Here is a 24,369-nt window from a genome sequence, read left to right as displayed (position 1 = left end):
GGCGGCGTGGTCGCCTACCCGTCTACTACGTCGGCGAGCGTGCTGACCGCCTGCTCCCAGAGTTCGGCGAAGCGCGCGGCCTTGTCTTCGGTGAACAGGGATGCGCTCCAGCGGAAGTTGGTGGTCAGAGCTGGGCCTTCGGGGGTGGTGCCGATGCCTGCGATGACGTCTATCGCGTAGCGCAGGGGAAGGTCGGGTTCAGGGTCGAGCGGTAGAGCTTGGTCATGCTTGCCGACCAGGAGGGACCAGGGGTCGGATTCGTTGCCGCTGAGGTCGATTCGGCCGAGGTAGTTGAACTCGACCTGCGGCTCGGCGGCCGTGTGAAGTTCTGCGGCGCGGTTGACATAGCGGAGTAGTCCGTAATCGAGCCCCTGGTTGGGTATTTCGCGCAGATGGGTCGAGACCGAGTCGAGCAGTGCGCGGGCCGCCGCTGGGTCCGCTTGTGCGCGTGCGACATCCACCGCGTTGGCACCGACGCCGAGGCGGACGGGGAACACGCTGGTGAACCAGCCGAGGGTGTTGGCCGTGTCGGTGCCGAGGGTGGTGTCGGCACGGCCGTGGCCTTCCATGGCGATCAATGCGCCTGCGGCCGGGTCATTTCCGTTGTCCGCGTGCAGCGAGGTCATGGTCATGGTGAGGGCGGTGAGGAGGAATTCGCGAACACCCTCGTCCTTGCCGACGCGGTTGAGCAGGCGTTCGGTGACCGCCACGGGGGTCGAGACGGTACTGACGCGCAGGCTCGACCAGGTGTCGGTGGTCGGCGCGGGGTGCCGGGAGCCGAGTGCGGCATCAGGCTGGCGGACCTGAGTGGACCAGTAGTCGCGCTGGGCAAGGACTTCCGGCTCCGAGGCGCGCTGCCACATGGCCGCGGACCACTGCCGGTAGGAGGTGAACTCGGGCAGCGCCTTCGGTGTCACGCCCGCTTGGATCTGCTGCCAGGCGGCGGCGAGGGCGTCGAGCATTATGTGCCAGGACACGACGTCGACCGCGAGGTGGTGGATCGTCAGTAGGAGCATGTCGGCACCTTGGAACCACACCGCACGCACCATGTCACCCGCGCGGGGATCGATGGCGTCGTTGGCGATCCGCGCGAATTCGGTGATAGCCGAGTCGACTTCGGCACCGGCGAGATCGCGGGGTGCTTCGATCAACAGGTCGGCGGCGTTCACCGCACCAGGCGCGCGGGTGACCAGACGCGGGCCGTCCGTCGTGTCGGTGAGGACGGCGCGCAGGGTGTCGTGCGCGTCGAGCAGCGACTGGATGGTGGATTCCAGTGCGGCGCGGTCGATTCCGGCGGGCAGGCGCAGCAGTGCGGCCTGGGTGAAGCGGCGGTAGTTGCCGTATTCGTACATCCAGGAGACCACCGGCAGCGGCGGGACCAAACCGTAGGCGTCTTCTCCGGATTGCGCTGCGGCGACCGGTGCGTCGTCGACGGCAGCGGCGAGCTCGCGAATAGTCGGGCAGGCCAGCACCATTCGCGGGTTGAGGGCGAGGCTGCGGCGGCGGGCCTTGTTGACGAGGGAGATCGCGACGATGCTGTCGACGCCGAGTTCGTAGAAGTCGGCGTCGATTCCTGGGGCGCGGCCGTCGAAGAGTTCGGCGAAGAGCTCACTCAGCGCGATCTCGGTAGGCGTCTCGGCCGCCGCGTTGTTGTCGGCGACCGAAAGCGACTGCTCGGCGAGCTCGTTCAGCGCGTGACTGTCGAGTTTGCCGTTGACGTTCACCGGCAGCTGGTCCATCACGACGATGCGCGCGGGAATCATGTACGCGGGCAGGCGTTGTGCGAGATCAGCGCGCACCCGGCCGACGATCACGGCGCGACCGGCCTTGCCGACGACGAAGCCGACCAGCGACGCGCCACCGGCGCGGCGTACGACGGTCACCGCGGCGGTGTCGATATCGGCGGAGCGCCGCAGCGCGGTCTCGATCTCGCCGACCTCGATGCGATAGCCGCGCACCTTCACCTGGGCGTCGGCGCGGCCGAGGTAGCCGAACCGGCCACCGGGAAGCCTGCGTACGAGGTCACCGGTGCGGTACATGCGCTCGCCAGGGCGGGTGGGGTCGGCGATGAAACGGTCCGCGGTGATGGCGGGTTTGCCGAGATAGCCGCGGGCCAGCTGCACACCGGACAGGTAGAGCTCGCCGACGATGCCCTGCGGGACCGGGCGCAACCGGGAGTCGAGGACGTAGCCGACCATGCCGCCGTTGGCGGTGCCGATCGTCGGGATCTCCGAGGTGGCGACCGGTGCGACCACGGCTTCGACGGTGGTCTCGGTGGGGCCGTAGCAGTTGTACACAGCCGTCCCGGGCAGGGCGCGCAGTCGCGCCCACAGGGCGGTGTCGATGGCCTCGCCGCCGAGGGCGAGCACCGGCAGTTCGCGGTCGAGCAGGCCCGCTGCCGCCAGCTGGGCGAGCATCGACGGGGTCGTGTCGATCATGTCGATGTCGAATTCGGCTATCCCGGAGACGATTCGGTGCGCGTCGCGCATCTCCTCGGCGTCGAACAGGTGCAGGGCCTGGCCGGCGAAGAAGCCGACCATCGGCTGCCAGGAGGCATCGAAGCCGAGCGACCAGGCGTGGGCGATCCGCAGAGGGCGGCCGAGCTTCTCCGTGGCCGGGCGGTAGAAACGCTCCAGGTGATCGGCGAAATATCCCGCCAGCGCGGCATTCGTGCCGACGACACCCTTGGGTTCGCCGGTCGAACCGGAGGTGAAGATGATGTAGGCGCTGTGGTCGAGTTCGCGGCGCACTGCGGGGGCCTGTGCCGACCGGGCCGCGATCCGCTCTACGACGGCAGCCTCGTCGAGCGCCAACACCTGGACCACTCGCCGATCGGCCGATGTCGAGGTGACACCGGCAATCGCGCCGTCGCCGGCCGAATTGTGCCCAGCTGCCACGGCGGCGTCTGCGATTGTCACGGCGAAAGGCGCAGTGCCGTGCCCACGGTCCACAGACGATGTGTCGATGGTTGCGTTGTCGAGCAGGGCACGGTCTGCCCCGAGGAGCACAGCGAGCGTCGGGTTCGATTGGCGCAGGATGGATTCGATGCGGCCAACCGGCAGGGAGATGTCCACGGGGACGTAGGCAGCACCCGCGGCGAACGTCGCCAGGATGGCGATGATCGAGCGGGTGCCGCGTGGGAGCATCAGCGCGACAACGGTTTCCGGGCCGACACCGTGATCGGCGAACTCCCCCGCCAACCGGCAGGCCTCGTCATGCAACTCACGGTAGGTGAAAACCTCACCGGCGGTGGTGGTGAGGGCGATCGCGTCCGGGGTGGCGGTGGTCTGCTGCTCGAACAGTTCCCACGGGGCGGCGGTGGGAGCCGGGGTGATATCCGTTGCCTCGCTCAGGAGTTCGGCATGCTCGGCCTCGGTGAGCAGGTCGATCGCCTCGGTGGTCGCGGTGGCGTCGAGGGTGGACAGGGTGCGCAGGATGGTGAGCATGCGCGCGCCGAGGTCGGCGGGATCGAGGTGGCCGAGGAGGGCGGGGATCGCTTCGACGAGGACGAGGAGTTCGCCGTCACTCAGATGGGAGACGACCGTGAGCGGGTAGTGGGCGAGGCTTTCCATCTCGATCGGGCGGAACTGGGCACCGTCGGGAGTGGTGACCGTCTGAATGGCGTCGTCGATGGGGGCGTTCTCGAAGACGAACAGGGTGTCGAACAGGGCGCCGTGGCCCGCCGCACGCTGCAGGGTCGACAGGCTGAGGTAGCCGATGTCGCGCATGGTGGACGAATCACGTTGCAGGCGTGCGCATTGCGCGACAACCGGCTCGGTGGGATCGATGCGGTGCACCACCGGCACGGTGTTGATGAACAGGCCGACCATGCCTTCGACGCCGGTCAGCTTCTCGGGGCGACCGGAGATGGTGGTGCCGTAGACGACATCGCGGCGATCGGTGATGCGGCTCAGCAGCAGCGTCCAGGCGAACTGCACGGCCGTATTGAGCGTCATGCCGTTGGCCCGCGCCCACTGCTGGAGCCGCTCGGTCTCCCCGGCGGAGAGCCGGAGCCGCGTGGTCTGGGGAACACCGGCACCCCCGGTGCCGTCGGCCAGCACCAGCGGTGCGCTGACCTGCCGCAGGTACTCGGCCCAGCGGCGGGCCGCGGCGTCGTGGTCCTGGGCGCCGAGCCAGCCGATGTAGTCACGGTAGGGGCGCGGCGCGGCAAGGCCGTCGAGGGTGCCGCCCGCCCGATAGACCGCGAGCAGCTCCTGGAAGAAGACCGCGACCGCCCACCCGTCCATCAGGATGTGGTGCGCGGTGAGGATCATCCGCCTGCGCGGCTCGGGCGCGTCGGTGACGTCGAGCAGCAGCACGCGCAGGGCGGGCCCGCGGCTCAGCACGAACGGCACGCGCCGCTCGGATTCGGCGATCGAGTCGAATTCCGTTGAGTGCGCGGCACGTTCGGCCCACGGCAGTTCGGCGTGCGAGGGAATGATCTGCACCGGCTTGGGCACATCGGTGTCCCAGAACGCGGCACGCAGGTTCGGATGCCGGTCCAGCATGGCCTGCGCGCTGCGACGCAGCAGCTCGGTGTCGAGCGGGCCGTCGATGTCGACCACGAACTGCATCGTGTACAGGTCGATCTCGGTGCCCGTAAGCCGGGAGAGGGAGAACAGTCCCTCCTGCAGCGGGCTCAGCGCGAGTACGTCTTCGATCTGCGGCGCACTCATGCTGCGTCCTCTCCTAGCTGTGGGGTGTCGCTGTGGCGCGAGCTCGCCGAGTTGTTCATCCCTGGGCAGACCAAGCGGCCGTCAGCGCGGACAAGGCATCGGCCTCGAGGCCGGATGCACTCATCGGCGCGTGCGAAACCTGTTCGGGCTCTTCGGTGTGCGACTCACCCGCGGCCGCGTCGACGGCGGCGGCAAGTTCGGTGATCGTCGCGCACTCGAACACGAGCTGCGGGGTCAGCGCCAACCCCAGTTCCGCGGCGCGGGCCGACCACTGGATGGAGATCACGCTGTCGCCGCCGATGGCGAAGAAGTTGTCCTCGCCGGTGACGTCCTCGGTGTCGAGCAGCTCCTCGATCAGCGTGATCAGCGCCCGCTCGGTGTCGGAGTCGGCCGCCGCACCGGTGGCGACGGCGCTCGCGGCGACCGGGGCGGGTGCGGCCAGCAGTCGCTCGAGATCCGCGGCGGGCAGCACGCGCAGGTCGGCGACCGGCAGGTCGGACGTTTCGGCGAAGGCGCGCAGCGTGGCGGCGAGTGCGTCGGCGATCAGCGCGGCGGTGGCCGGGTCGTACAGATCGGCGTTGACGACGACGCGGACATCCATGCCGCCGTCGGCGGTCACATTCAGGCTCAGGTTCAGGTCGAGGAAGGAGACGTCGAAGTCGGCGGGCAGCACGGTGACGGTGCTCTCCCCCGAGGTCGCGAACGGGAGCGTGGTGGGCGCCCAGTCGGCGCCGCGGAAGTGGATCATGCTCTGGAACAACGGGTTCCGCGAACGTGAGCGACGCGGGTTGAGCGCTTCGACCAGGCGCTCGATCGGGAGCTCCTGGTGCGCGTTGGCGTCGAGCACCACATTGCGCGCCCGAATCACGGTGTCGCGCAGGGTGGGTCCGTTCGACAGGTCGTTGCGCAGCACGACCATGTTGGCGAACAGCCCGATCAGGGTGGTCGTCGCCGGATCGGTGCGCGCCGCGACGGGAGTGCCGAGGGTGATGTCGGTGCCACCGCCGAGCGTGTGCAGCAAGGTGGCGACCGCGGCCTGGCACACCATGAATTCGGTGGCGCCACTGCGGATCGCGAGGGCTTCGAGCCCGGAGCGAACGGCGGCGGGCAGCGAGAAGCTCACCACTTCACCGCGTTTGCCGAGCACCGGCGGACGCTGCCGATCGTGGGCGACCGCGATCTCCTCGGGGACGTCCGCGAGCGCGGCACGCCAGTAGTCGATCTGGTCCGTGGCGAACGCGCTCGGCGCGGCCTGGTCGAACAGCTCACGCTGCCACAGCGCGTAGTCGGCGAACTGGACCGGTAGCGGCGCCCAGCTCGGGGTGTCGCCCTGCTCGCTGCGCGCCCGGTAGGCGGTGGTGAGGTCGTCGAGCAGCACGCCGAAGGACGCGTGGTCGGCGACGATATGGTGCACCAGCAGCGAGAGCACGTGGGTGTCGGCGTCGAGGACGAGCAGTTCGGCGCGGATCAGCGGTTCACCGTCGAGGGTGAAGTGATAGTCGGCGATCTCGGCGAGGACCTCGGTGAGCTGCGCGGACGCGACCTCGCGCACCGGCAACGGGACCGGAGCGGCGGGGTGGACCACCTGGTAGGGCACGCCATCGTGTTCGGGGAAGGTGGTGCGCAGCGACTCGTGCCGGGCGACCACGTCATCGAGCGCCGCGCGCAGCGAGGCGATGTCGAGCGCACCGTCGAAGCGCATGGCCAGCGGCAGGTTGCCGACCGAACCGGCACCCTCCATCCGGTACTGGAACCACATCGCCAACTGCGAGTACGACAGCGGAACCCGCTCGCCACGTGGGCGCCCACCGATCGCGGGGCGAGGCGACCGCCCCGATCCGGTGACCGCTCCCGAGATATCGGTGGAGGCAGACTCCGCTGTCGCAGTGGTGGCATTCGCGGTCGCAGCAGTCGCGGTAGCGCTCTCGGTAGCGGCAGGGGTGTCGTCGAAATCGTTGTCGATGGCGTCGAGGTCGATATCGAACTCCGCCAGGAACCGGGCGACCAGGTTGACAGCGAGGGCGGCGGGGGTCGGGCTGTCGAAGACGACGCGGACGTCGAGTTCGATGCCGAATTCGGCGCGGACCTGGGCTACCAGGCGGGCCGCGAGCAGGGAGTGGCCGCCGAGTTCGAAGAAGGAGTCCTCCGCACTCACCTCGTCGAGGTTGAACAGGGCACCGAACAGGGCGCACACCTTGCGCTCGGTGGCGGTGGCCGGGGCGCGGTGGGTGCGCGCGACGGCGGGGGTCGCGGCGGGCAGGGCGCGCTTGTCGAGTTTGCCGTTGACGGTCAGCGGGATCTCCGCGATCACCGCGAAAGCGCTGGGCACCATGAATTCCGGCAGGGCGGACGAGGCGAAGGCCTGGACCTGCTCGAGGTCGATGGTCCCCTCGGCAGGGACCACGTACGCGGCCAGCAACGCGCCGATGGCCGGGTCCTCGGTCACCACGACAACGCAGTGGGCGACGGCGGGATGGGCCGCGATCGCGGCTTCCACCTCGCCGAGTTCGATGCGGAAACCACGCACCTTCACCTGCTCGTCGGCACGACCGACGAACTCGAGTTCACCGAAGCTGTTGCGGCGCACCAGGTCACCGGAGCGGTACATGCGCGCACCCGCTGCGGCGCTGCCACCGGCAGACGCGGCGGTGCCATTTGTATCGCCGGTAGCATTGCTAGCGCCACTAATGCTAGCAACGTTAGATTCAGTATCGTCGATAGAATCTGGCATGCTGGTAACGGTGAGGGCCGCCGCGTCTTCGACGGTCGAGCCGGCGGACCCGAGCACCGCACTCGCCGAGGCCGCGAACGGATCTGCGACAAAGCGCTCGGCGCTGAGCCCGGCGCGCTCCAGGTAACCGCGGGCCAGCTGGTCACCGCCCAGGTAGAGCTCACCCACCACACCGTCGGGCACCAACTGCAGCGCCTCGTCGAGAACGTAGGTGTAGACGTTGCGGTTGGGGATACCGATCGGCACCACGCCGGTGCCCTGCGGGCCCGCGACCGGCATGTGCGTGGAGCAGACCACGGCTTCGGTCGGGCCGTAGTGGTTGCGCAGTTCGGCGTCGAGGGTGTTGGCGAAGCGGTCGGCGACCTCACCGGGCAGCGCCTCGCCGCCGACCGGGATCTGGCGCAGCGACTGCCATTCGCTGATCTCGGGCAGCAGCAGGAAGGTGCTCAGCATCGACGGGACCATGTGCAGCACGGTCACCTGGCGGCGGCTGATGAGGTCGGCGACGTAGCGGATATCGCGGAAAGCGTTGGGCTTGGGCACGATCAGCTGCGCGCCGACGGTCAGCGTGATCGCGATGTCGACCAGGGAGGCGTCGAAGCTGACCGACGAAGACTGCATCAGCCGGTCGGCGGCGGTCATGTTCCAGTCGGCGGTGAAGCAGACGATATGTTCGGCGATCGCGTTGTGCGGCACCGGAACACCCTTGGGCTTGCCGGTGGAGCCCGAGGTGTAGATGACGTAGGCCAGGTTCGACGGGCGCAGCGGACGCAGGCGTTCGGCATCGGTGGGTGCCGTCGCGGGCAGGGCGGTCGCCGCCGCCTCCGCGGCGGCCAATTCGACTGCGCCGAGCAGCAATCGGGGCTTCGCGTCGTCGACCAGGTACTCGATGCGGTCGTCCGGGTAGGCGGGGTCGATCGGCAGGTAGGCGCCACCGGCCTTCAGGACCGCGAGCACCGCGACGATGAACTCGACCGAGGTACCAAGGCGAAGGCCGACGATGTCTTCGGCGCCGACGCCCTGCTCGATCAGCCAGTGCGCCAGGCGATTCGCGCGAGCGTGCAGCGCGGCGTAGGTGAGCTCGACGTCGTCGGAGACGAGCGCGAGCGCTTCCGGAGTGGCAGCGGCGGCCGATTCCAGCAGGGCGACAAGGGTTGTCGCGGGCTCGTCGACGAGCACGCCGTGCGAACGGCCGAGCAGCGCGGCCCGATCGGCGGCGCCGAGCATGTCGAGATCGGCGAGCCTGCGCTTCGGGTCGCGCAGTGCGCTGTCGAGGAGCCGGCCGAAGTGCTCGAGCAGCTGGTCGACGAGGGTATCGGCGAGTACGTCGGTCTGGTACTCGGCTTCCACCACCGCGGTACCGTCGGCCTCGAGCACCACGGCGAAGGCCAGCGGCACCTGCGCGCTCGCCGCGCCCAGCTCGAGCTGGGTGGACGTGACGCCGTCGATGGCGAAACCGTCGGCGCTCTTGCGCACGCTGAAACCGAGCCGGACCAGCTGATCCATGCCGTCGCGCCCGGCGACCCGGTCCGGATTCGCTTCGCGCACGACACGGTCGATGCCGACACTGCGGCGGGCGAACGCGCCGGTACACGTATCGCGGACACCGGCGACCAGGGTGGCGAAGTCGTCGCGCCCACCGATTCCCGCGCGCAGCAGCAGGGTGTTGCCGAAGTAGCCGATGAGCTGTTCGGTGCCGACGGGACGGTCGGTCACCGGGATGGAGACGAGGAAGTCGTCAGCGGCGGTGTAGCGGTGCACAAGGGCGTCGAAACCGGCCAGCAGCACCATGAACGGGGTCGCGGCCTGCTCACGCGCGAACTGTTCGGTGCGGGTGACGAGGTCGGCCGGGAGCCGGTGGGTTCGGCGCCGGGCGTGCCTGCCCGGGCGGGCCGCGGCGGCGCCGGGAAGTTCGAGGGGTTCGGGCAGCGGGCGCAGGGCCGCACGCCAGTAGTCGACGTCGGCCTCGGCGGGCTCGGCGATGGGCGCGATCGCGGCGAATTGGACGGTGCCGGAACGGGATTCCGCTGCCACGGGCCCGGTGGCGTTCGCCTCGTCCGGAGAGGTGCTCGTCGAAGCCGTGGCGCCTGCCCGGTAGGCGGCGTTGAGTTCGGTGAAGAAGATGGCCCAGGAGTCGTCGTCCCAGCAGATGTGGTGGATGGTGAACAGCACGACATGCTCGTCGGCCCCGGTGCGGATCAGCGTGGCGCGCAACGGGAGCTCGGTGCCGAGGGCGAAGGGGCGGGCGAAGTCGCGCTGGGCCAGCACCTCGACGCGCAGGTCGCGGTCGGACTCCTCGCGCTCGGTGACGTCGTGGGTCGACCACTCGGCGCGGGCATCGGCGGCGAACACCTGGTACGGCGTGCCCTCGGCATCCGCGCCGTAGGTGGTACGCAGGATGTCGTGGCGGGCCACCACCGCGTCGAACGCGGCATGCAGGCGGTCGGCGTCGAGCGGGCCGGTGAGCCGGTAGGCGACGCAGATGTTGAGGGCGGTGTCGTCCGCATCGCGGGTCTGCAGGAACCACATGCGGCGTTGGCCGGGAGTCAGCGGACGCTGCTCCCCCGCCGGAATCCGCGGTACGGCAACGGGTTGCGCGGTCACGGCGGCCATGCCGCGTTCGCGCAGCTTCTGCTGCAGCAGCAGTTTGCGGCGTTCCGCGACGGACAGGGTGGCTTCGGTGTCAGACATGTTCTTCGGCCCCTCAGCCCTGGTTGGTGTTCTGTGCCATGAGCAGCACGACATCGTCGAGCGATGCGCCGCCGAGAATCGCCGCGACCGGCAGATCGCGGTCGAGTTCCGCCTTCACGCGCTTGCGGAAGTCCAAGGCCTGCAAGGAGTCCAGGCCAAGCGCCACCAAAGGCATGGTGGCGTCGATGGACTCGGCGCTGTCGCCGCCGATCACCTTGAGCAGTTCGGTGCGCATGCGCAGGTCGAGAGGGACACTGTCCGACGACCCGATGCCGGGCGAGGTGCCGCCCCCCGCCCCTGCGCCCACCGAACCCGGCAGGCCGGAGACCGCCCGGATATCGGCACCGCCCGGCGAGCCCGCAGGGCCACCTGGACCGGCTACCAGTGCGGCCTCCGAACGGCCCGCGCCAGGTCTCGCGCTGGAACTCTCCGAACTCGGCTCGGCGGATTCGAGCCCGGTGAGCACGCTGGCCTGGCCGAACGCGCCGAGCACCTCGCGCAGGAAATCCCAGTCGGCGGCGATGATCATGCCGTCGCGAACCGGCACGGCGAGCCCGGCCTCGATCGCGTCGGCGGGCACCATCGGGAACACGCCTGCCTCTTCGACCCGGGCGAACCCGGCATCGTCGAGCGGACCGGCGACACTCCACAGCCCCCACTGCAGGCTCGCGGCGGCGATACCACGGGCGCGCAGCCGGCGGGCCGCCACGTCGAGCATGCGGTTGGTCACCGCGTACAGGACCTGTCCGCGCCCGCCCAGCGTCGCCGCCATCGACGAGCACAGCAGCACGCGGCAGTCCACGGTCAGCGCGACCGCGTCGATCAGGTTGTCCAGACCACGCAGTTTCGCGGCGGCGGCGGTGCGCACAGCATCGTCGGTGATCTGGTCGAGTTCAGCGTCCACATAGTTGACCGCGGCGTGAATCACCAGGTCCACCGGACGATCGGCGATCTCGGCACCGAAAGCCTTCGCGGCGTCGACGTCGCTCACATCGCAGGATCGCACCACGATCTCGGTCGCGCTGATACCGCGTAGCCGAGCCAGTTCCGGTGCCAGCGCATCGGTTTCGCCACTGCGGCTGAGCAGCGTGACCCGGCCCGCACCGGTGTGCGCCAGATGATCGGCGAACCGCAGGCCCAGCTGTCCGGTGCCGCCGACGATCACCACATGATCGAGATCTGTTCCGAGCGAGCCGGTTTCGGTGGTCACGTCGACAACAAGGCGCTTGACGAACAGCTTGCCCGCACGCAGCGCCAGCTCGGCTTCACCACTGGAATGCACCGCGCCGACGATCTTCGCGGCCTGCGCCGGAGCCGATTCGTTCGCGGCGAGATCGAGGTGCCGGAAGAGGATGCCCGGGTGTTCGATACCGACGCTGCGGAACCCGGCGCTGACGCCCGACTGGAACAACCCGGGAATCGGATCACCGTCGCGCACGGACTCGCCGCCGACGGTCAGCAGCCAGCACTCGCCACCGGGACGCAGCACCGACAACGCAGGGGCCCAGGCACGTTCGGCGTAGAACGAGGTCAGGGCTTCGATCGCCTTGGCGCTGTCGTCATCGAGGCTCGGGGGAAGCAGGACGATGACAGCGTCGGCCACGAGGTCATCGCCGGATCTGCCCGCGGCCGCATCCGCGCCCGGAACCGACTCGCCGACGATGCGCAGGCGCGGCGCGGAGTTCCCGGCGCCGCGGCTCTGCTCGCCGAGGTCGAGCGCGGGACTGTGTCCATCGGCCGGGCGAGGGCCACCGGCAGCCAGTTCCTGCGGCCCGACCACCCGCGCGTCGGCACCGTGGCGATCGGCAGCGGCGACCAGAGCCGTTGCCACCTCGGAGCATTCGCCGGTGTGGTCGACGATGAGCAGGCTGCGCGGGGCAGTCAGCGAGCGGCGCTGTAGCGGCGTCCACTGTTCCACCAGCCGTTGGGGTTTCGGCGTGGTGACCGCGAGTTCGGCGGGAGTTTCGTTGGCGCCCAGAGGCGCCCACAGCCGCTTGGGGAAGGTGGCGGTGTGCGGGAAGTCGCGCAGCGGGAGGGTGACGGTGTCGTCGACGCGCAGTGCGTCCCAGCGGTAGTCGATGTCGAGGACGGCGACCTGGGCGAGATTCCGGGTGAACTCGGACAGCCCCTCCGCGGTCCGCAGCGAGGTGCCGAGAACGCGGAAATCGCGCGCGGGCAGACCCGGACGATTCGGGACCAGGCTGAGGTTCTCCTGGATTGCCAGTTGCAGCACGGGGTGTTCGGCGACCTCGATCAGCAGGTCGACACCGTCGCTGCCCGCGCTGATCACGGCCCGGTCGAACCGGACGCGGTTGCGCAGGTTCCAGAACCAGTACTGCTCCTGCTCGAGGTCGGGGGTGATCTTCTCGCCGAGAGTCGCGCCGTAGCAGTCGATCTCGGAGGCGGTGAAGTTCGGCGTGCTCATCTCGTCACCGAGGAAGCCTTCGAAATCGGCCCGCACCTCGGCGACGATGGAGGTGTGCGCAGGGAAGGCGACCCGGATCTCCCTGGCGAACTGGCCGCGCGCGGTGGCCGCGGCCACCAGATCGACGACGCAGCCGCGTTCGCCGGAGATGGCAATGATGTGCGGCGAGTTGACGACCGCGAGTTCGGCCCATCCCGAGTGCCGCGCCATCAGCGCTTCCACGCTCTCGCGGTCCATCCCGAAGACCGCCATCGAGTAGCCGCGCGGGGACAGCCGGTCCGCGAGCAGGGCGCGGTGGGTCACCGCGAGCACCGAATCACGCAGCGTCATCACGCCCGAGACCGCGCCCGCGGCGAGCTCGCCCTGACTGTGGCCGATGGTCGCGTGCGGATCCACACCCGCCGCGCGCCACAGCGCGGCCAGGCCGGTCATGTGGAACATCAACGCGGGCTGCACTTCCCACACCGTGTCCTCGTACTGGCCCTCGCGGCCGAGCAGATAGTGCAGCGGCTGGGAGTGCCCGAAGCGTTCGGCGTGAATGGCGGCGCATTCGTCGACGACGGCGCGGTAGGCCGCCGACAACTCGTAGAACGCGGCGCCCATGCCGGGCCGCTGACTGCCCTGACCGGGGAAGACGAACCCGATCCGACGCGCGCTCGCGGGTACGTCGCCGTGCACGACGAGCGCGTGCTCGGAGCCGGTCGCGATCGCGTCGAGCGCGGACAGCAGCTCATCGGTCGCCGAGGCGCCGGCCGCGTCCACGACTGACACTGACACGACTTTGCCCACAGAAGATCCCGCGGTCGGTCCAGCCTCGGCGCCCGAAGCGATACCGTCCAGGGCGGCCGTGACCACCGGGCCGTTCGTGCGAGTCGGCGATGCGAGGATCAGTACTCGGCGACGGCGGGGAGTACGGGTGCGGAACAGCATGTCCGCCAACCGTTCCGGAGTCACGGTGGGATGCGCGGCGAGATAATCGCGCAGGGCGGCGGCCTCGGCGCGCAGTCCGTCGGCACTGTCGGAGGACAGCAGGACGGGAACCCGCCCGTCCGGCAAGCGGTACTCAGCCATGGTTGGTCTCCTCCAGCACCGGCAGGCCGACGATGGCGTGCGCGTTGGTTCCCGCGACACCGAACGAGGACACCGCGGCGTAGCGCAGGCCGTCCGCGCGTGGCGCCCAGTCGGTGAGTTCGGCCGCCAGCCGCAAACTGGTTGCGTCCCAGTCGATATCGGTGGTCGGCGCGTCGGCCCACAGGCTGGGTGCGATGACACCGTGCGCACCGCACAACAGCACCTTGATCAGCCCGAGCATCCCCGACGCCGCCTGGGCGTGCCCGATATTGGACTTCACCGAGCCGAGCAGGGGGCCGTCGGTCCGGTCAGGATTGCCGTAAGTCGCTGCCAGCGCGGTCAATTCGAGTGGATCGCCGACAGCGGTGCCGGTGCCGTGCCCTTCGATCAGCCCGATGTCGTCGGCACTGACCCCGGCCGCGGCGACCGTGTCCTCGATCAGCCGCTGCTGAGCACCGGCGCTCGGCACGGCGATCGGGGCGCCGGATCCGTTGTGGTTGACCCGCGATCCGAGCAGCTGCCCGTAGATCCGGTGGCCCAGCGCCTTCGCGCGCGATTCGCGTTCCAGCACAATGACTCCCGCGCCTTCGGCCCAGAGGGTGCCGGTCGGGTCGGCGGCATAGGAACGGCAATGGCCGTCGGTGGCGAGGGCGTTGTTCTTGGAGAACTCGTAGAACGCGCCGGGCGAACCCATCACGCACACCCCGCCGGCCAGCGCCCAGTCGCACTCGCCCGCGCGGATGGCCGAGGCCGCCTGATGCACCGCGGTCAGCGACGACGCGCACGCGGTATCCACGCTGATCGAGGGACCGACCAGGCCGAGGCCGTGCGAGATCCGCCCGGCCACCGCACCGAGCGCGGTTCCGGTCGCGCGATAGCCGCTGTACTCGTTGACCGACCCCACCCGCGGCCCGTACTCGACGGTCGAGACGCCCATCCATACACCGGCCGAATCACCGTCCAGCGCACCAGGATTCAGGCCAGCGTGCTCGAGCGCGCGCCAGGCCACCCGCATGGCCACCCGCTGCTGCGGATCCATGGCCACCGCCTCGCGCGGGGTGATGCCGAAGAACTGCGCGTCGAACTCGGTCGCGCCGTCGAGGAAACCGCCCGCGTCGCGGACCGGTGCCCAGCCGTCGAGCCTGCCGAGGGCGAACAGTTCGTCCAGCGGCCAGTCACGGTCGCGCGGGAAGGGACCGATCAGCTCACGTCCGGCCGCCAGCGCGGACCAGAACGCGGCCATGGTGTCGATACCGCCGGGGGCTTCGACGCCCATCCCGACGATCACAATGGGATCAGCGTTCATCGCGCGAGCGCCTGGCCGACGAGCGCCTCGGCGATGCTGTCGATGTTCTCGTCGAGGTAGAAGTGTCCACCCTCGAACAGGTTGACCTCGATCTCGGCGGTGGTGCTCTGCTCCCAGCCGTAGAGGTCACGCGGGCCGACGAACGGGTCGTCATCGCCACCGAGAACCAGCACGGGCGTCGTGACCCGCACCTCGGGGCCGCTCGAATACGCGTCGAAGGCACGGTAATCGGCCTTGAGGACAGGCAATGCCATCCGCATCACCTCACGGCTGGCCAGCACATCGGTGCCGGTGCCGTTGAGCGTGGCCATGTGGTCGAGCAATTCGTCGTCCTCGGTGGGATGGCCGGGGAGCTCGGCGATTCGGTGCGGTGCGGCCGCCGCCGACACCACCAGCAAACGCACGGCCAACCCCGCGGCCTCGGCCAGCCGGACGAACTCGAATGCCACGATGGAGCCCATGCTGTGACCGAAGACTGTCAGCGGTGCGCCGGTGTTGTGCACGCCTGCGCGGAAGGCTTCGAAGGCGCCCGCGGCCAGTTCGGGCAGGGTTTCGGCGGCGGCTTCGCGCGCACGGTCCTGACGGCCGGGGTACTGCACGATCGTGGTGTCGAAATCGGTGGCCATACGCTTGGCGAACACCCGATAGGCCGAGGCGCCCGCGCCCGCGTGCGGGAAGACGATCAGCGGCGGTAGGGAATCGGTCCTGGGGGCCTGAAACTGCCTGATCCAGCCGAGTTCTCTTGCCATGTCGCTCTCCCTCACCAACCACGCAAAGCTGCGCGGCCGTTTCGCACTGTCCAACGCCGCGCTCACGCGCGGGCCCGCCCGGCGCAGTCGTCCGGGACCGGGGCGAATCCTGTTGCACCCGAATCCGACCCGGATAAGGGACGGCCCGGCTATCACCGGGCGATCGGTCGGGCAACAGTAACACCCGGCCATTAGTATAGGCTAGCCTTACCACTTGAGGTGACCAAGGTAACGATTGAACGGAGCACCGAGCAGATGAACCCCGCCGGGACCCCCACCGCGCTGCCCCGCGAGCAGACCGACCTGCCCGCCGAAGTGGCCGCCGCCCCCGCGCCCGTGCTGCCCGTCTTCGCGGCACCGTTCAGCCTGCGCCTTGCCGATCCCGACGGCTCCGACCCCGAGCTACTCGCCGAATGGATGGCCCGCCCGCATCTGCTCGAGTCGTGGGAACAGGACTGGGACGCCGATCGTCGCCGCGAGAACTTTCGTGCCCAGCTGGCCGGAACCTATTCCCGCCCTTGCATTCTCAGCCTCGACTTCGCGGTACTCGGCGAGCCCGAAGCCGGTGTGCGCGAGATCGCCTATCTGGAGTTCTATCGCGCGGCCAAGGACGAGATCGGCCACTTCTACGACAGCGATCCCAGCGACATCGGCTTCCACATCGCCACCGCCGACACCGCCGTGATCGGCAAGGGCATCATGTCGGCCTGGATCTCCACCATGGTGACCGCGGTCTTCGCGGCCGACCCGCACTGCCGCCGTGTGCTCGGCGACCCCGACCACCGGAATGTGGCGATCGCGCGCAGCCTGGCCAAGGCCGGCTTCCAGGTGATCGGCGAGATCGATGTCCGCCCGGACCGCCGCATCGCGCTGCACGCCGCGTCGCGCACGCCGGCGGATCTTCCCGCCTGAGTCACTGGCGTCATCGCGCAATTCGCCGCCGCGCCATCAGTTTTCTGATTGTCGCGGCGCGAATCGCACGGTTACGCCAGCTTCGAGTCGCTCAGCGTGCGGCGACCCTGGCCCGCGCCCGGGCAGGCTGCGTCTGCAGCACCCGGTCCGAAAGTTCGCCGAGGCAGCTGAGATTCGGGAAACCGGGTCCCTGCGCCATCGCGGCCATGTTGGGCAGGTAGAGCTTTCCGGCGAGCCCGCCGACCGCCAGGTCGTAGCCGATCGACGATTCGATCCGCGCCTGCGTCAACGCCCCGCCGACAGCGAGTTCGAGCTGGTCGGCGGTCCGCTGGTCGAACAGGTCGAGGAACCACAGCGGCTGGCCGCCGGTCGCGTCGACCACCAGGTCGAAGTTGTGCACCTGGTCCGCGCGCAGCTCGTTGCTCAGCGTCAACGCCAGCGACTCCCCCTGCGGCGCGATCTTGGTGACTCGCCCCTGCAGATGATGAACGCGGTTGTCGCCCAGCAGGCTTTCCTGCACACGCACCGAGAACACCCCGCGGTCGGTGCGCCGGATCACGTCGCGGCGTTCCTGCACGCTCAGTGCCGCCCACTTCACGGGATCGCTGAACAGCGAGTTCTCGAAGAAGCTCTCGCCACGGGTGTAGAGGGTGGCCAGCGGGGAGATCACCGAGATGGTGAGCATCTCGTGCCGGACGAGTTCGTCCAGCGCCGAGCCGCCGGTCTCGCCGCCACCGATCACCGCGGCGCGGGAGGCGGCGGGCAGCGTGCGTTTGCCCGCGCGGTCCCAGAATTCGGCGATGCTGAGCACGCGCGGATGGTCGAGCAGGGCGCGGCTGCTGCGGCCGGGGCCGGTGATCATCAGGCCGTCGGCGGTCAGTTCGCTGCGCGCGCCGTCGGCGTCGACCACGTCGACCTGCCATTGCGCGCCGTCACCGTGACTGATCCGCTCCACGCGACCGAGTACCAACTCGAGGTCGATGGATTTCGCGACCCACTGCAGGTACTTGGCCCAGACATGGTGCTGCGGGCTCGGCCTGCCGCGGTCGATCCACTCGGCGTAGGTGCCGTGTTCGATCAGGAAGGTGGTCCAGCTGAAGGCGGCCATCGCGTGGTCGATATCGCGATTGCGGCCGCGCGCCCAGGTGGAGTGATACGGGAAGCCGATGTCCTTTTCCGGGCTGGTGCCCAGGCGGTGCTGTCCGTCGGTCCAGCCGCCGGTGGGCAGCCAGTTGCCGCCGACGGCATGCGCCTCGACCACGACAACGCGCGGCGCGGCCATTCCGAGCGAACGCAGAACGTGCGATTTAGCCGCCACCGCAAGGGCTTTCGGCCCCGCGCCGACTACCAGGAGGGTTTCCACCGGTTCGTTCTCCGCTCTCTCACACACCAGCCAATATTTGCATAGGCTTACCTTATTTAACCACCAGAGCAGACAAACAAGTGTCGTTAGGCTAACCTAACGAACATGGGTAAGGGATTGAATGGTCTGATAACCAAGGCCTGGGGCGGCGCCGACTATCGCCTGACGGTGACCTCCAACGAGCAGATCACCGACAAGTTCGTCCGCATCAGCTTCACCGCCGGCGGCCTGCTCGCCGACCACCCGGTGCACCCGACCCAGTGGATCCGCCTGTGGATTCCGGACGCGACCAGCGACAAGCTGCACCACCGCGGCTACACCCTGGTCGACCAGAACCCCGGCGAAGACACCATGAGCATCGACTTCGCCCTGCACGACGGCCCCGCCGCCGACTGGGCCCGCCGCGCGAAGCCGGGCGACCCGCTCGACGCCACCGTGCTCGGCTCGGACTTCCAGCTCCCCGAACAGGCCCCCAGCGAATACGTCATCTTCGGCGACACCGCCTCCCTGCCCGCCATCAACTCGCTGCTCGACGCCATCGGCGACACCCCCGCGCGAGTCTGGCTGGAGTGGCAGTACGAGTCCGACCAGACCATCCCGGTCAACAACAAGCCCCACCACACCCTCACCTGGCTGCAGCGCGTCGACGACGGCCGCCTGCTGCGCGAGGCCGCCCAGGAAATCACCTGCCCGGCGGACGCTTTCGCGTGGGTGGCCTGCTGCGGCAACACCACCCGCTCGATCGTGAAGACCCTCAAAACCCAGCACGCCCTGCCCAAGACCGCGATCAAGTCGCAGGCCTACTGGAAGTGAGGTCATCCTCCGGGATGACCCGCACCGCACCCTTGCCACTGCGTTCGGTTCCGGAGTAGGCCGCGAGGCGGGTAGCGGGGTGGCGGGATTTCGGCAAGGGTGGAACGGACGTTGTCCCCTGTCTGCGAGGAGAGCACCGTGTCCATTCTCGATGCCGCCACCCCGTTCGGCGTAGAGGTCGGCAAGCGGCTGGCCAAGGAAACCGTGATCTGGTTGACCACCATCGGCGCCGACACCACCCCGCAGCCGAACCCGGTGTGGTTTCACTGGGAAAACGACGAGTTCCTCATCTTCACCATGCCCGAGGCCAAGAGATTGCGGCACATCGCGCGCAATCCGCGGGTCGCGCTGAACTTCAACTCGAGCGAGACCGGCGGCGAGGTCGCCGTTTTCACCGGCACGGCGCGCCTGGACGAGCCGGCTACCGAGGACGAAATCGCCCACTACGTGCGCAAATACACCAAGGGGTTCGTCGATATCAAGATGACCGAGGCGGAATTCTTCGCGGCCTACTCGGTGCCTGTGCGCGTCACCGCGGAGCGCCTGCGCGGCTTCTGAAACCCGCATGCGGGCGCGGGCTCCCTGCGAGTACTGTGGCGAGCTCCGTCCGTATCACGGTGGGAGCCGACATTGCAGTTCAAACAGTCGAGCAAGCTCGCGAATGTTTCCTACGAAATCCGCGGCCCGATAGCCGAGCACGCCGCTCGGCTCGAGGCCGAGGGACACCGGGTGATCAAGCTCAATACCGGTAACCCACAGCAGTTCGGGTTCGACGCACCGTCGGAGCTGCTGCGCGACGTCATCGCCAACCTGCCGACCTCGGCGGGCTACGCGACCTCGAAGGGTTTGCTGCCCGCCCGGCGCGCGGTGGTGCAGTACTACGAGGGACGAGGGGTGCAGGACCTCGATATCGAGAACGTCTTCCTCGGCAACGGCGCGTCCGAGCTCATCATGATGGCGATGACCGCGCTCATCGAGAACGGCGACGAAGTCCTCGTCCCCGCACCGGATTTCCCGCTGTGGACCGCCGCGGTGCACCTCAACGGCGGCAAGGCGGTGCACTATCTGTGCGACGAGGGCGCCGACTGGTATCCCGATATCGCCGATATCGCCGCCAAGATCACCGACCGCACGCGGGCCATCGTGATCATCAACCCGAACAATCCGACGGGCGCGGTGTATCCGAACGAGGTGCTCGAGCAGATGCTCGAACTCGCCCGCCAGCACAATCTGATCGTCTGTTCCGACGAGATCTACGACAAGATCCTCTACGACGACGTGCCCCACACCGTCACCGCCTCGCTCGCGCCCGACCTGCTGTGTCTGACGTTCAACGGGCTGTCCAAGGCCTACCGGCTCGCGGGCTTCCGGTCCGGCTGGCTCGCCGTGTCAGGGCCGACCCGTCATGCCGAGAGCTACCTCGAAGGCCTGACGATGCTGTCGGGGTTACGGCTGTGCGCGAATGTGCCCGCGCAGCAAGCTGTTCAGGCGGCGCTGGGCGGGCATCAGAGTATCCACGACCTCACGCTGCCCGGTGGGCGACTACGCGAACAGCGCGACCGCGCGTGGCAGGCTTTGAACGCGATTCCGGGGGTGTCGTGCGTGAAGCCCAAGGGCGCGCTGTATGTCTTCCCCAAGCTCGATCGTGCGACCTATCGGATCGACAGCGACGAGAAGTTCGTCCTCGACCTGTTGCTGGCCACCAAGATTCACGTCGTGCAGGGCACCGGCTTCAATTGGCCCTCCCCCGACCACTTCCGGATCGTCACCCTGCCGCAAGCCGATGAACTCGACCAGATCATCGGCCGCATCGGCGAATTCCTGTCCACCTATCACCAGTGAACTCGGCCTCGGCGGTGTCGCGGACATCGCCGAGGCCCTGGCGTTTACGCGGAGACCGGTTCCAGACGCCAGCCGGTTGCCCGCTCGCGCTCGTTCCAGAACGCGGCGTAGCGGCCGTTCAGTGCGAGAAGCTCAGTGTGCGTTCCACGTTCGGCGATACGGCCCTTGTCCAGGAACAGGATCTGGTCGGCGTGGGCGATCGTCGAGAGCCGATGCGCGACGACGAGAACCGTTTTGTCCCTGGTGAGTTCGTGGATGCCACGGACAACGACGGCCTCACTGTGCGGGTCGAGCGCGCTGGTCGCCTCGTCGAGCAGGACGATCGGCGCGCCCTTGAGCAGGGCGCGGGCGATCGAAACCCGTTGACGCTCACCGCCGGACAGTGAGGTGCCACCTTCGCCGACGGTGGTGTCGAAGCCGTCCGGCAGCCGCTCGACGATCTCGTCGACCCTGGCGGCCACCGCCGCGCGGTGCACCTCGTCCTCGGTGGCGTCGGGCTTGCCGATGCGGATGTTGTCGGCGACCGAGCGGTTGAACAGGTAGACGTTCTGGAAGACCAGGGAGAGCTGGTCGAGCAGGGTGTCCGAAGGCTGTTGCCGCACATCGTGTTCGCCGACCGTCACCGCACCGGAGTCCACATCGTAGAAGCGGGCGGCGAGACGAAGCAGGGTGGTCTTGCCCGAGCCGCTCGGTCCGACGATGGCGGTGGTGGTGCCTGCCGGGACGGTGAAGGTCAGGTCCGACAGCACGGGCTCGTCGGGGCGGTAGCCGAAGCTCACCTCGTCGAAGACCACCGCGGGCGCACCGGGGGTGACCGGTTCGGTCGCGGCGGGCAGCGGCGATTCGGCGAGCAGGTCGGTGATGCGGTCGGCGGCCGCGGCGGCCGAGCGCAGAGCCGTGCCCAACTGGGCGGCCTGGTTCACCGGTTCGATGAAGCGCGCGCTCACCGCGATCAGCGCGATCGCCGCGGCGGCCGAGATCGCGCCGTCGGTCACCTGGACGACCGCGATGTAGGCCAGCACCAAGAACACAGCCTGCACGAACAGCGCGAACACTGTCAGCCCCGGCACTGTCGCGACCATCATCTTCAGCATGGCCGAACGTTGCCGCACCAGTGCCGAATCCAGCTTCTTGTTCCCCGCGCCGACGGCCCCGAACGCGCGCAATACCGGCTGGGCCTGCGCGAATTCCACCACCCGCGAGTCGGCTTCGGCCGCGGCGGCGTGCAGCCGGGCGTCGGCGCCGGTGTAGGCGCGATTGGCGAGATTGTTCACCAGGTAGAGCACCGGCGCGGCGAGCAACATCGCCACACCGACTCGCCAGTCGATGAACAGCATCCCGATCGCGACGACCAGCGGCACGATGACACCGGTGAGCACCTTGGTGAGCAGATAGGCGATCAGGCCCTGCATCTCGCGCACCTGCTCGACCATCACCCGCGAAAGCGGGCCCGCGTCACGATCGTCGAACCAGCCGAGCGGCAACGCGTTGAGCTGATCGCCGAGCCTGGTCTGCAGACCACGCTGCATGCCGAGGCCGATCCGTAGACCGATCACGGCCTGCAGGTAACCGAAGACGACCACCCCGGCCACGGCGGCGGCCATACCGAGCGCCCACAGCCACGCGCCGCTCAGGTCGTCACCGAACAGCGATTCCAGCACGGGTACCAGCAGCAGATACGCGATGGCCTGGCACAGCGCCTGCACCACGATCACGGCGAGCAGCCGCGGAATCAGAGGGGCGAACTCGGCGGGGACGAGCCGGAAAACCTTGCGAATCATCGTGTTTCCTCCACCAGGGCGAGCGCGCCGAGGGCAGCTTCGTTGATCTCCCACAGCCGCTGATACAGGCCACCGGCAGCTCGCAGTTCGGCGTGGGTGCCTTGCTCGACCAGGGTTCCGTTGTCCAGCACCAGGATCCGATCGACACCGGTGATGGTGTGCAGGCGATGCGCGATGACCAGCACCGTGCGCCCGGCGACCAGTGCGGCCAGTGCGTCCTGGACCGCGGCCTCGGACTCGGGGTCGGCGAACGCGGTCGCCTCGTCGAGGACCAGGACCGGGGTGTCGGCCAGCAGTGCGCGGGCAATCGACAGCCGTTGCGCCTCACCACCGGACAGCGTGGCGTCGACGCCGATCTCGGAGTCGTAGCCGCGGGGCAGCGCCAGGATCCGGTCGTGGATCTGGGCGGCCCTGGTGGCGCGTTCGATGGCCTCGGTGTCCGCGCCGGGGCGGGCAAGCAGGAGGTTCTCGCGAATGGTCCCGCGGATCAGGCGCACGTCCTGGAAGACGAATCCGACCGTGCGGTAGAGCTCTTCGGTCGTGAATTCGCGAATATCACGGCCGTCGATGGTGATTCGGCCCGCGCCCACGTCGTAGAAGCGGGGCAGCAGCTTGGCCAGGGTCGACTTGCCGGAACCGCTCGGGCCGACCAGAGCGGTGATCGTGCCCGGCGTAAGTTCGAGGTCGATGCCGCGCAGCACGTCATGCCCGGTGCGGTAGGCGAACTCGACGCCTTCGAAGCGCACGATGCCCGTTTGAACGCCCGCCGGTGTCTCGGCGATCTCCAATTCCGGGGTCTGCAGGAGTTCGTGCAGGCGCAGAGCCGCGGCGCCACCGGCGCGCAGCGCCTGCGAGCCGTAGCCCAGGCCGAGCAGCGAACTGCCGATGCCCAGCCCCACCAGCAGGAACGGCAGCAGATCGAGCGGGTGCACCCAGCCGAGGCCGACACCGGCAAGGCCACCGAGGACCACGACCAGCATCACGAACACGGGCATCACCACGATGTCGGAGGCTGCCTGCACGCGAATGATCGGCGTCTTCATCCGATGTGCCGCCTGGACCTGGCCCTCGACCGCGTCCTGGAACTCCTTGTGCGCCTTGCCCGCCTGACCGAACGCCCGCACCACCTGGATGCCGTCGACGAACTCGACGGTGGCGGCGGACAGGCGACGCTCCCACCGGGTGTACACCGCGAGGCGGTCGCGGCCGTCGCGGTCCATGATCTTGCCGAACAGGATCATGTAGGCGATCAGCGGGATCATCAGCACCAGCGTGAGTCGCCAGTCGACGGTGAACAGGTACCCGAGGGTCACCAGCGGAACCACCAGCGCGCCGATGAAATCGAGGCGGGCGTGCGCGACCAGGAAGTGCAGGGCGTCGACATCGTCGCGCAGATAGCCTTTGACCTCACCGGAACTGCGCTCGCCGAACCAGCCGAGTGGCACCCGGGTGAGCTTGGCCGCGAGCAGCCTGCGCAGGGTGAGCTGGTAGCCGGCGTCGACCGCGTGCGACCAGCTGAGCGCGACGACCTGCAGCAACGCCCGCACCACGAGCACGAGCACGGCCGCGCCGAACAGCCACCACACCCGGTCGGTGTCGACCGGGGAGTTGAGCAGTTCGCGGCAGGCCGCCACGATCAGCAGGAACGGGACCACCGAGCAGACCGACGCGATGGCCACGATCAGGCTCGCCACCGTCAGCATGCCTGAGACCGGTGCCAGAATCTCCTTGCGTGCCAGCGCTTCCCGCTGCTTCTGCGCTTTCGCTGCCGCCTTGGGCAGCCGGTTCCCCGACTCCGCCCCCGGCGGCGGCGCTACCTGCACCGTCATATCGTTCTCGCCTCTCGACCCGTCCGCGGCAACTCCGCAAAGGTAGGTTAGCCTAAGTTGAGCGGTTGTGGCCGATCGGGGAAGGTTGCGTGAACTGCCCGTCAACCCGTCGGCAATTCACTCTTTCGGGCGTAATTTCCTCCCTACCTCTTGATCACGTGCAGCGGTGGGAGAACGAAA

At 68.8% G+C, this 24,369-nt stretch carries 12 protein-coding genes; 4 read left to right on the top strand and 8 right to left on the bottom strand.

Going from position 1 to position 24,369, the window contains the following annotated elements:
• Positions 1-14 precede the first annotated feature (14 nt).
• The 5 genes from ACWZHB_RS32365 to ACWZHB_RS32345 are packed head-to-tail and all read right to left on the bottom strand — an operon-like array spanning position 15 to position 15,649.
• The gene (locus ACWZHB_RS32365) at positions 15-4,676 is read right to left on the bottom strand and encodes an amino acid adenylation domain-containing protein (protein WP_427905499.1); all 4,662 of its coding nucleotides are present in this window, start codon (positions 4,674-4,676) and stop codon (positions 15-17) included.
• Positions 4,677-4,731: 55 nt separating this feature from the next.
• Positions 4,732-10,098: an amino acid adenylation domain-containing protein gene (locus ACWZHB_RS32360; protein WP_427905498.1), complete on the bottom strand. Its 5,367-nt coding sequence runs from the start codon at positions 10,096-10,098 to the stop codon at positions 4,732-4,734.
• A gap of 13 nt (positions 10,099-10,111) precedes the next feature.
• On the bottom strand, positions 10,112-13,594 hold the full coding sequence (locus tag ACWZHB_RS32355) for an SDR family NAD(P)-dependent oxidoreductase (protein ID WP_427905497.1): 3,483 nt from the start codon (positions 13,592-13,594) through the stop codon (positions 10,112-10,114).
• Positions 13,587-14,900 (bottom strand): beta-ketoacyl [acyl carrier protein] synthase domain-containing protein, encoded by a 1,314-nt coding sequence (locus tag ACWZHB_RS32350; RefSeq protein WP_427905496.1) that lies wholly within the window; start codon positions 14,898-14,900, stop codon positions 13,587-13,589. The genes ACWZHB_RS32355 and ACWZHB_RS32350 overlap by 8 nt, the downstream gene beginning before the upstream one ends.
• Positions 14,897-15,649 (bottom strand): thioesterase II family protein, encoded by a 753-nt coding sequence (locus tag ACWZHB_RS32345; protein WP_427905495.1) that lies wholly within the window; start codon positions 15,647-15,649, stop codon positions 14,897-14,899. The genes ACWZHB_RS32350 and ACWZHB_RS32345 overlap by 4 nt, the downstream gene beginning before the upstream one ends.
• A 255-nt stretch (positions 15,650-15,904) precedes the next feature.
• Between ACWZHB_RS32345 and ACWZHB_RS32340 the strand changes: the two genes are divergently transcribed.
• Positions 15,905-16,561, top strand: a complete 657-nt coding sequence (locus tag ACWZHB_RS32340) for a GNAT family N-acetyltransferase (RefSeq protein ID WP_427905494.1) — start codon at positions 15,905-15,907, stop codon at positions 16,559-16,561.
• A 91-nt stretch (positions 16,562-16,652) separates the two neighbouring features.
• Here ACWZHB_RS32340 and ACWZHB_RS32335 read toward each other — a convergent pair whose 3' ends face one another.
• Positions 16,653-17,924 carry a SidA/IucD/PvdA family monooxygenase gene (locus tag ACWZHB_RS32335; protein WP_427909372.1) on the bottom strand — a complete coding sequence of 424 codons (1,272 nt, stop codon included), beginning with the start codon at positions 17,922-17,924 and terminating at the stop codon, positions 16,653-16,655.
• A gap of 105 nt (positions 17,925-18,029) precedes the next feature.
• On the opposite strand from ACWZHB_RS32335, the gene ACWZHB_RS32330 reads away from it, so the two are divergent.
• The 3 genes from ACWZHB_RS32330 (at position 18,030) to ACWZHB_RS32320 (ending at position 20,579) form a co-directional block, all read left to right on the top strand.
• Complete coding sequence (locus ACWZHB_RS32330; protein WP_427905493.1) at positions 18,030-18,737, top strand: siderophore-interacting protein; 708 nt, start codon at positions 18,030-18,032, stop codon at positions 18,735-18,737.
• Positions 18,738-18,875: 138 nt separating this feature from the next.
• Positions 18,876-19,295 carry a TIGR03667 family PPOX class F420-dependent oxidoreductase gene (locus tag ACWZHB_RS32325; protein WP_427905492.1) on the top strand — a complete coding sequence of 140 codons (420 nt, stop codon included), beginning with the start codon at positions 18,876-18,878 and terminating at the stop codon, positions 19,293-19,295.
• Positions 19,296-19,367: 72 nt separating this feature from the next.
• The gene (locus ACWZHB_RS32320; RefSeq protein WP_427905491.1) at positions 19,368-20,579 is read left to right on the top strand and encodes a pyridoxal phosphate-dependent aminotransferase; all 1,212 of its coding nucleotides are present in this window, start codon (positions 19,368-19,370) and stop codon (positions 20,577-20,579) included.
• A gap of 44 nt (positions 20,580-20,623) precedes the next feature.
• On the opposite strand, the gene ACWZHB_RS32315 is transcribed toward ACWZHB_RS32320, so the two are convergent.
• Both ACWZHB_RS32315 and ACWZHB_RS32310 read right to left on the bottom strand, forming a co-directional pair.
• Positions 20,624-22,360, bottom strand: coding sequence for an ABC transporter ATP-binding protein (locus tag ACWZHB_RS32315; RefSeq protein ID WP_427905490.1), 1,737 nt, complete (start codon positions 22,358-22,360; stop codon positions 20,624-20,626).
• Positions 22,357-24,189, bottom strand: a complete 1,833-nt coding sequence (locus tag ACWZHB_RS32310; RefSeq protein ID WP_427905489.1) for an ABC transporter ATP-binding protein — start codon at positions 24,187-24,189, stop codon at positions 22,357-22,359. The genes ACWZHB_RS32315 and ACWZHB_RS32310 overlap by 4 nt, the downstream gene beginning before the upstream one ends.
• Positions 24,190-24,369: the final 180 nt, after the last annotated feature.

It is taken from the genome of Nocardia sp. FBN12 (assembly GCF_054031145.1).
The sequence above is the reverse complement of the archived record's forward strand: the minus strand, read 5'-3'. Positions and strand labels throughout refer to the sequence as shown.

Coding starts and splice junctions, on each gene's coding strand:
- ACWZHB_RS32315 (WP_427905490.1), bottom strand. CDS start 22,360: ATGATTCGCAAGGTTTTCCGGCTCGTCCCCGCCGAGTTCGCCCCTCTG.
- ACWZHB_RS32350 (WP_427905496.1), bottom strand. CDS start 14,900: ATGAACGCTGATCCCATTGTGATCGTCGGGATGGGCGTCGAAGCCCCC.
- ACWZHB_RS32340 (WP_427905494.1), top strand. CDS start 15,905: ATGAACCCCGCCGGGACCCCCACCGCGCTGCCCCGCGAGCAGACCGAC.
- ACWZHB_RS32310 (WP_427905489.1), bottom strand. CDS start 24,189: ATGACGGTGCAGGTAGCGCCGCCGCCGGGGGCGGAGTCGGGGAACCGG.
- ACWZHB_RS32360 (WP_427905498.1), bottom strand. CDS start 10,098: ATGTCTGACACCGAAGCCACCCTGTCCGTCGCGGAACGCCGCAAACTG.
- ACWZHB_RS32330 (WP_427905493.1), top strand. CDS start 18,030: ATGGGTAAGGGATTGAATGGTCTGATAACCAAGGCCTGGGGCGGCGCC.
- ACWZHB_RS32355 (WP_427905497.1), bottom strand. CDS start 13,594: ATGGCTGAGTACCGCTTGCCGGACGGGCGGGTTCCCGTCCTGCTGTCC.
- ACWZHB_RS32365 (WP_427905499.1), bottom strand. CDS start 4,676: ATGAGTGCGCCGCAGATCGAAGACGTACTCGCGCTGAGCCCGCTGCAG.
- ACWZHB_RS32345 (WP_427905495.1), bottom strand. CDS start 15,649: ATGGCAAGAGAACTCGGCTGGATCAGGCAGTTTCAGGCCCCCAGGACC.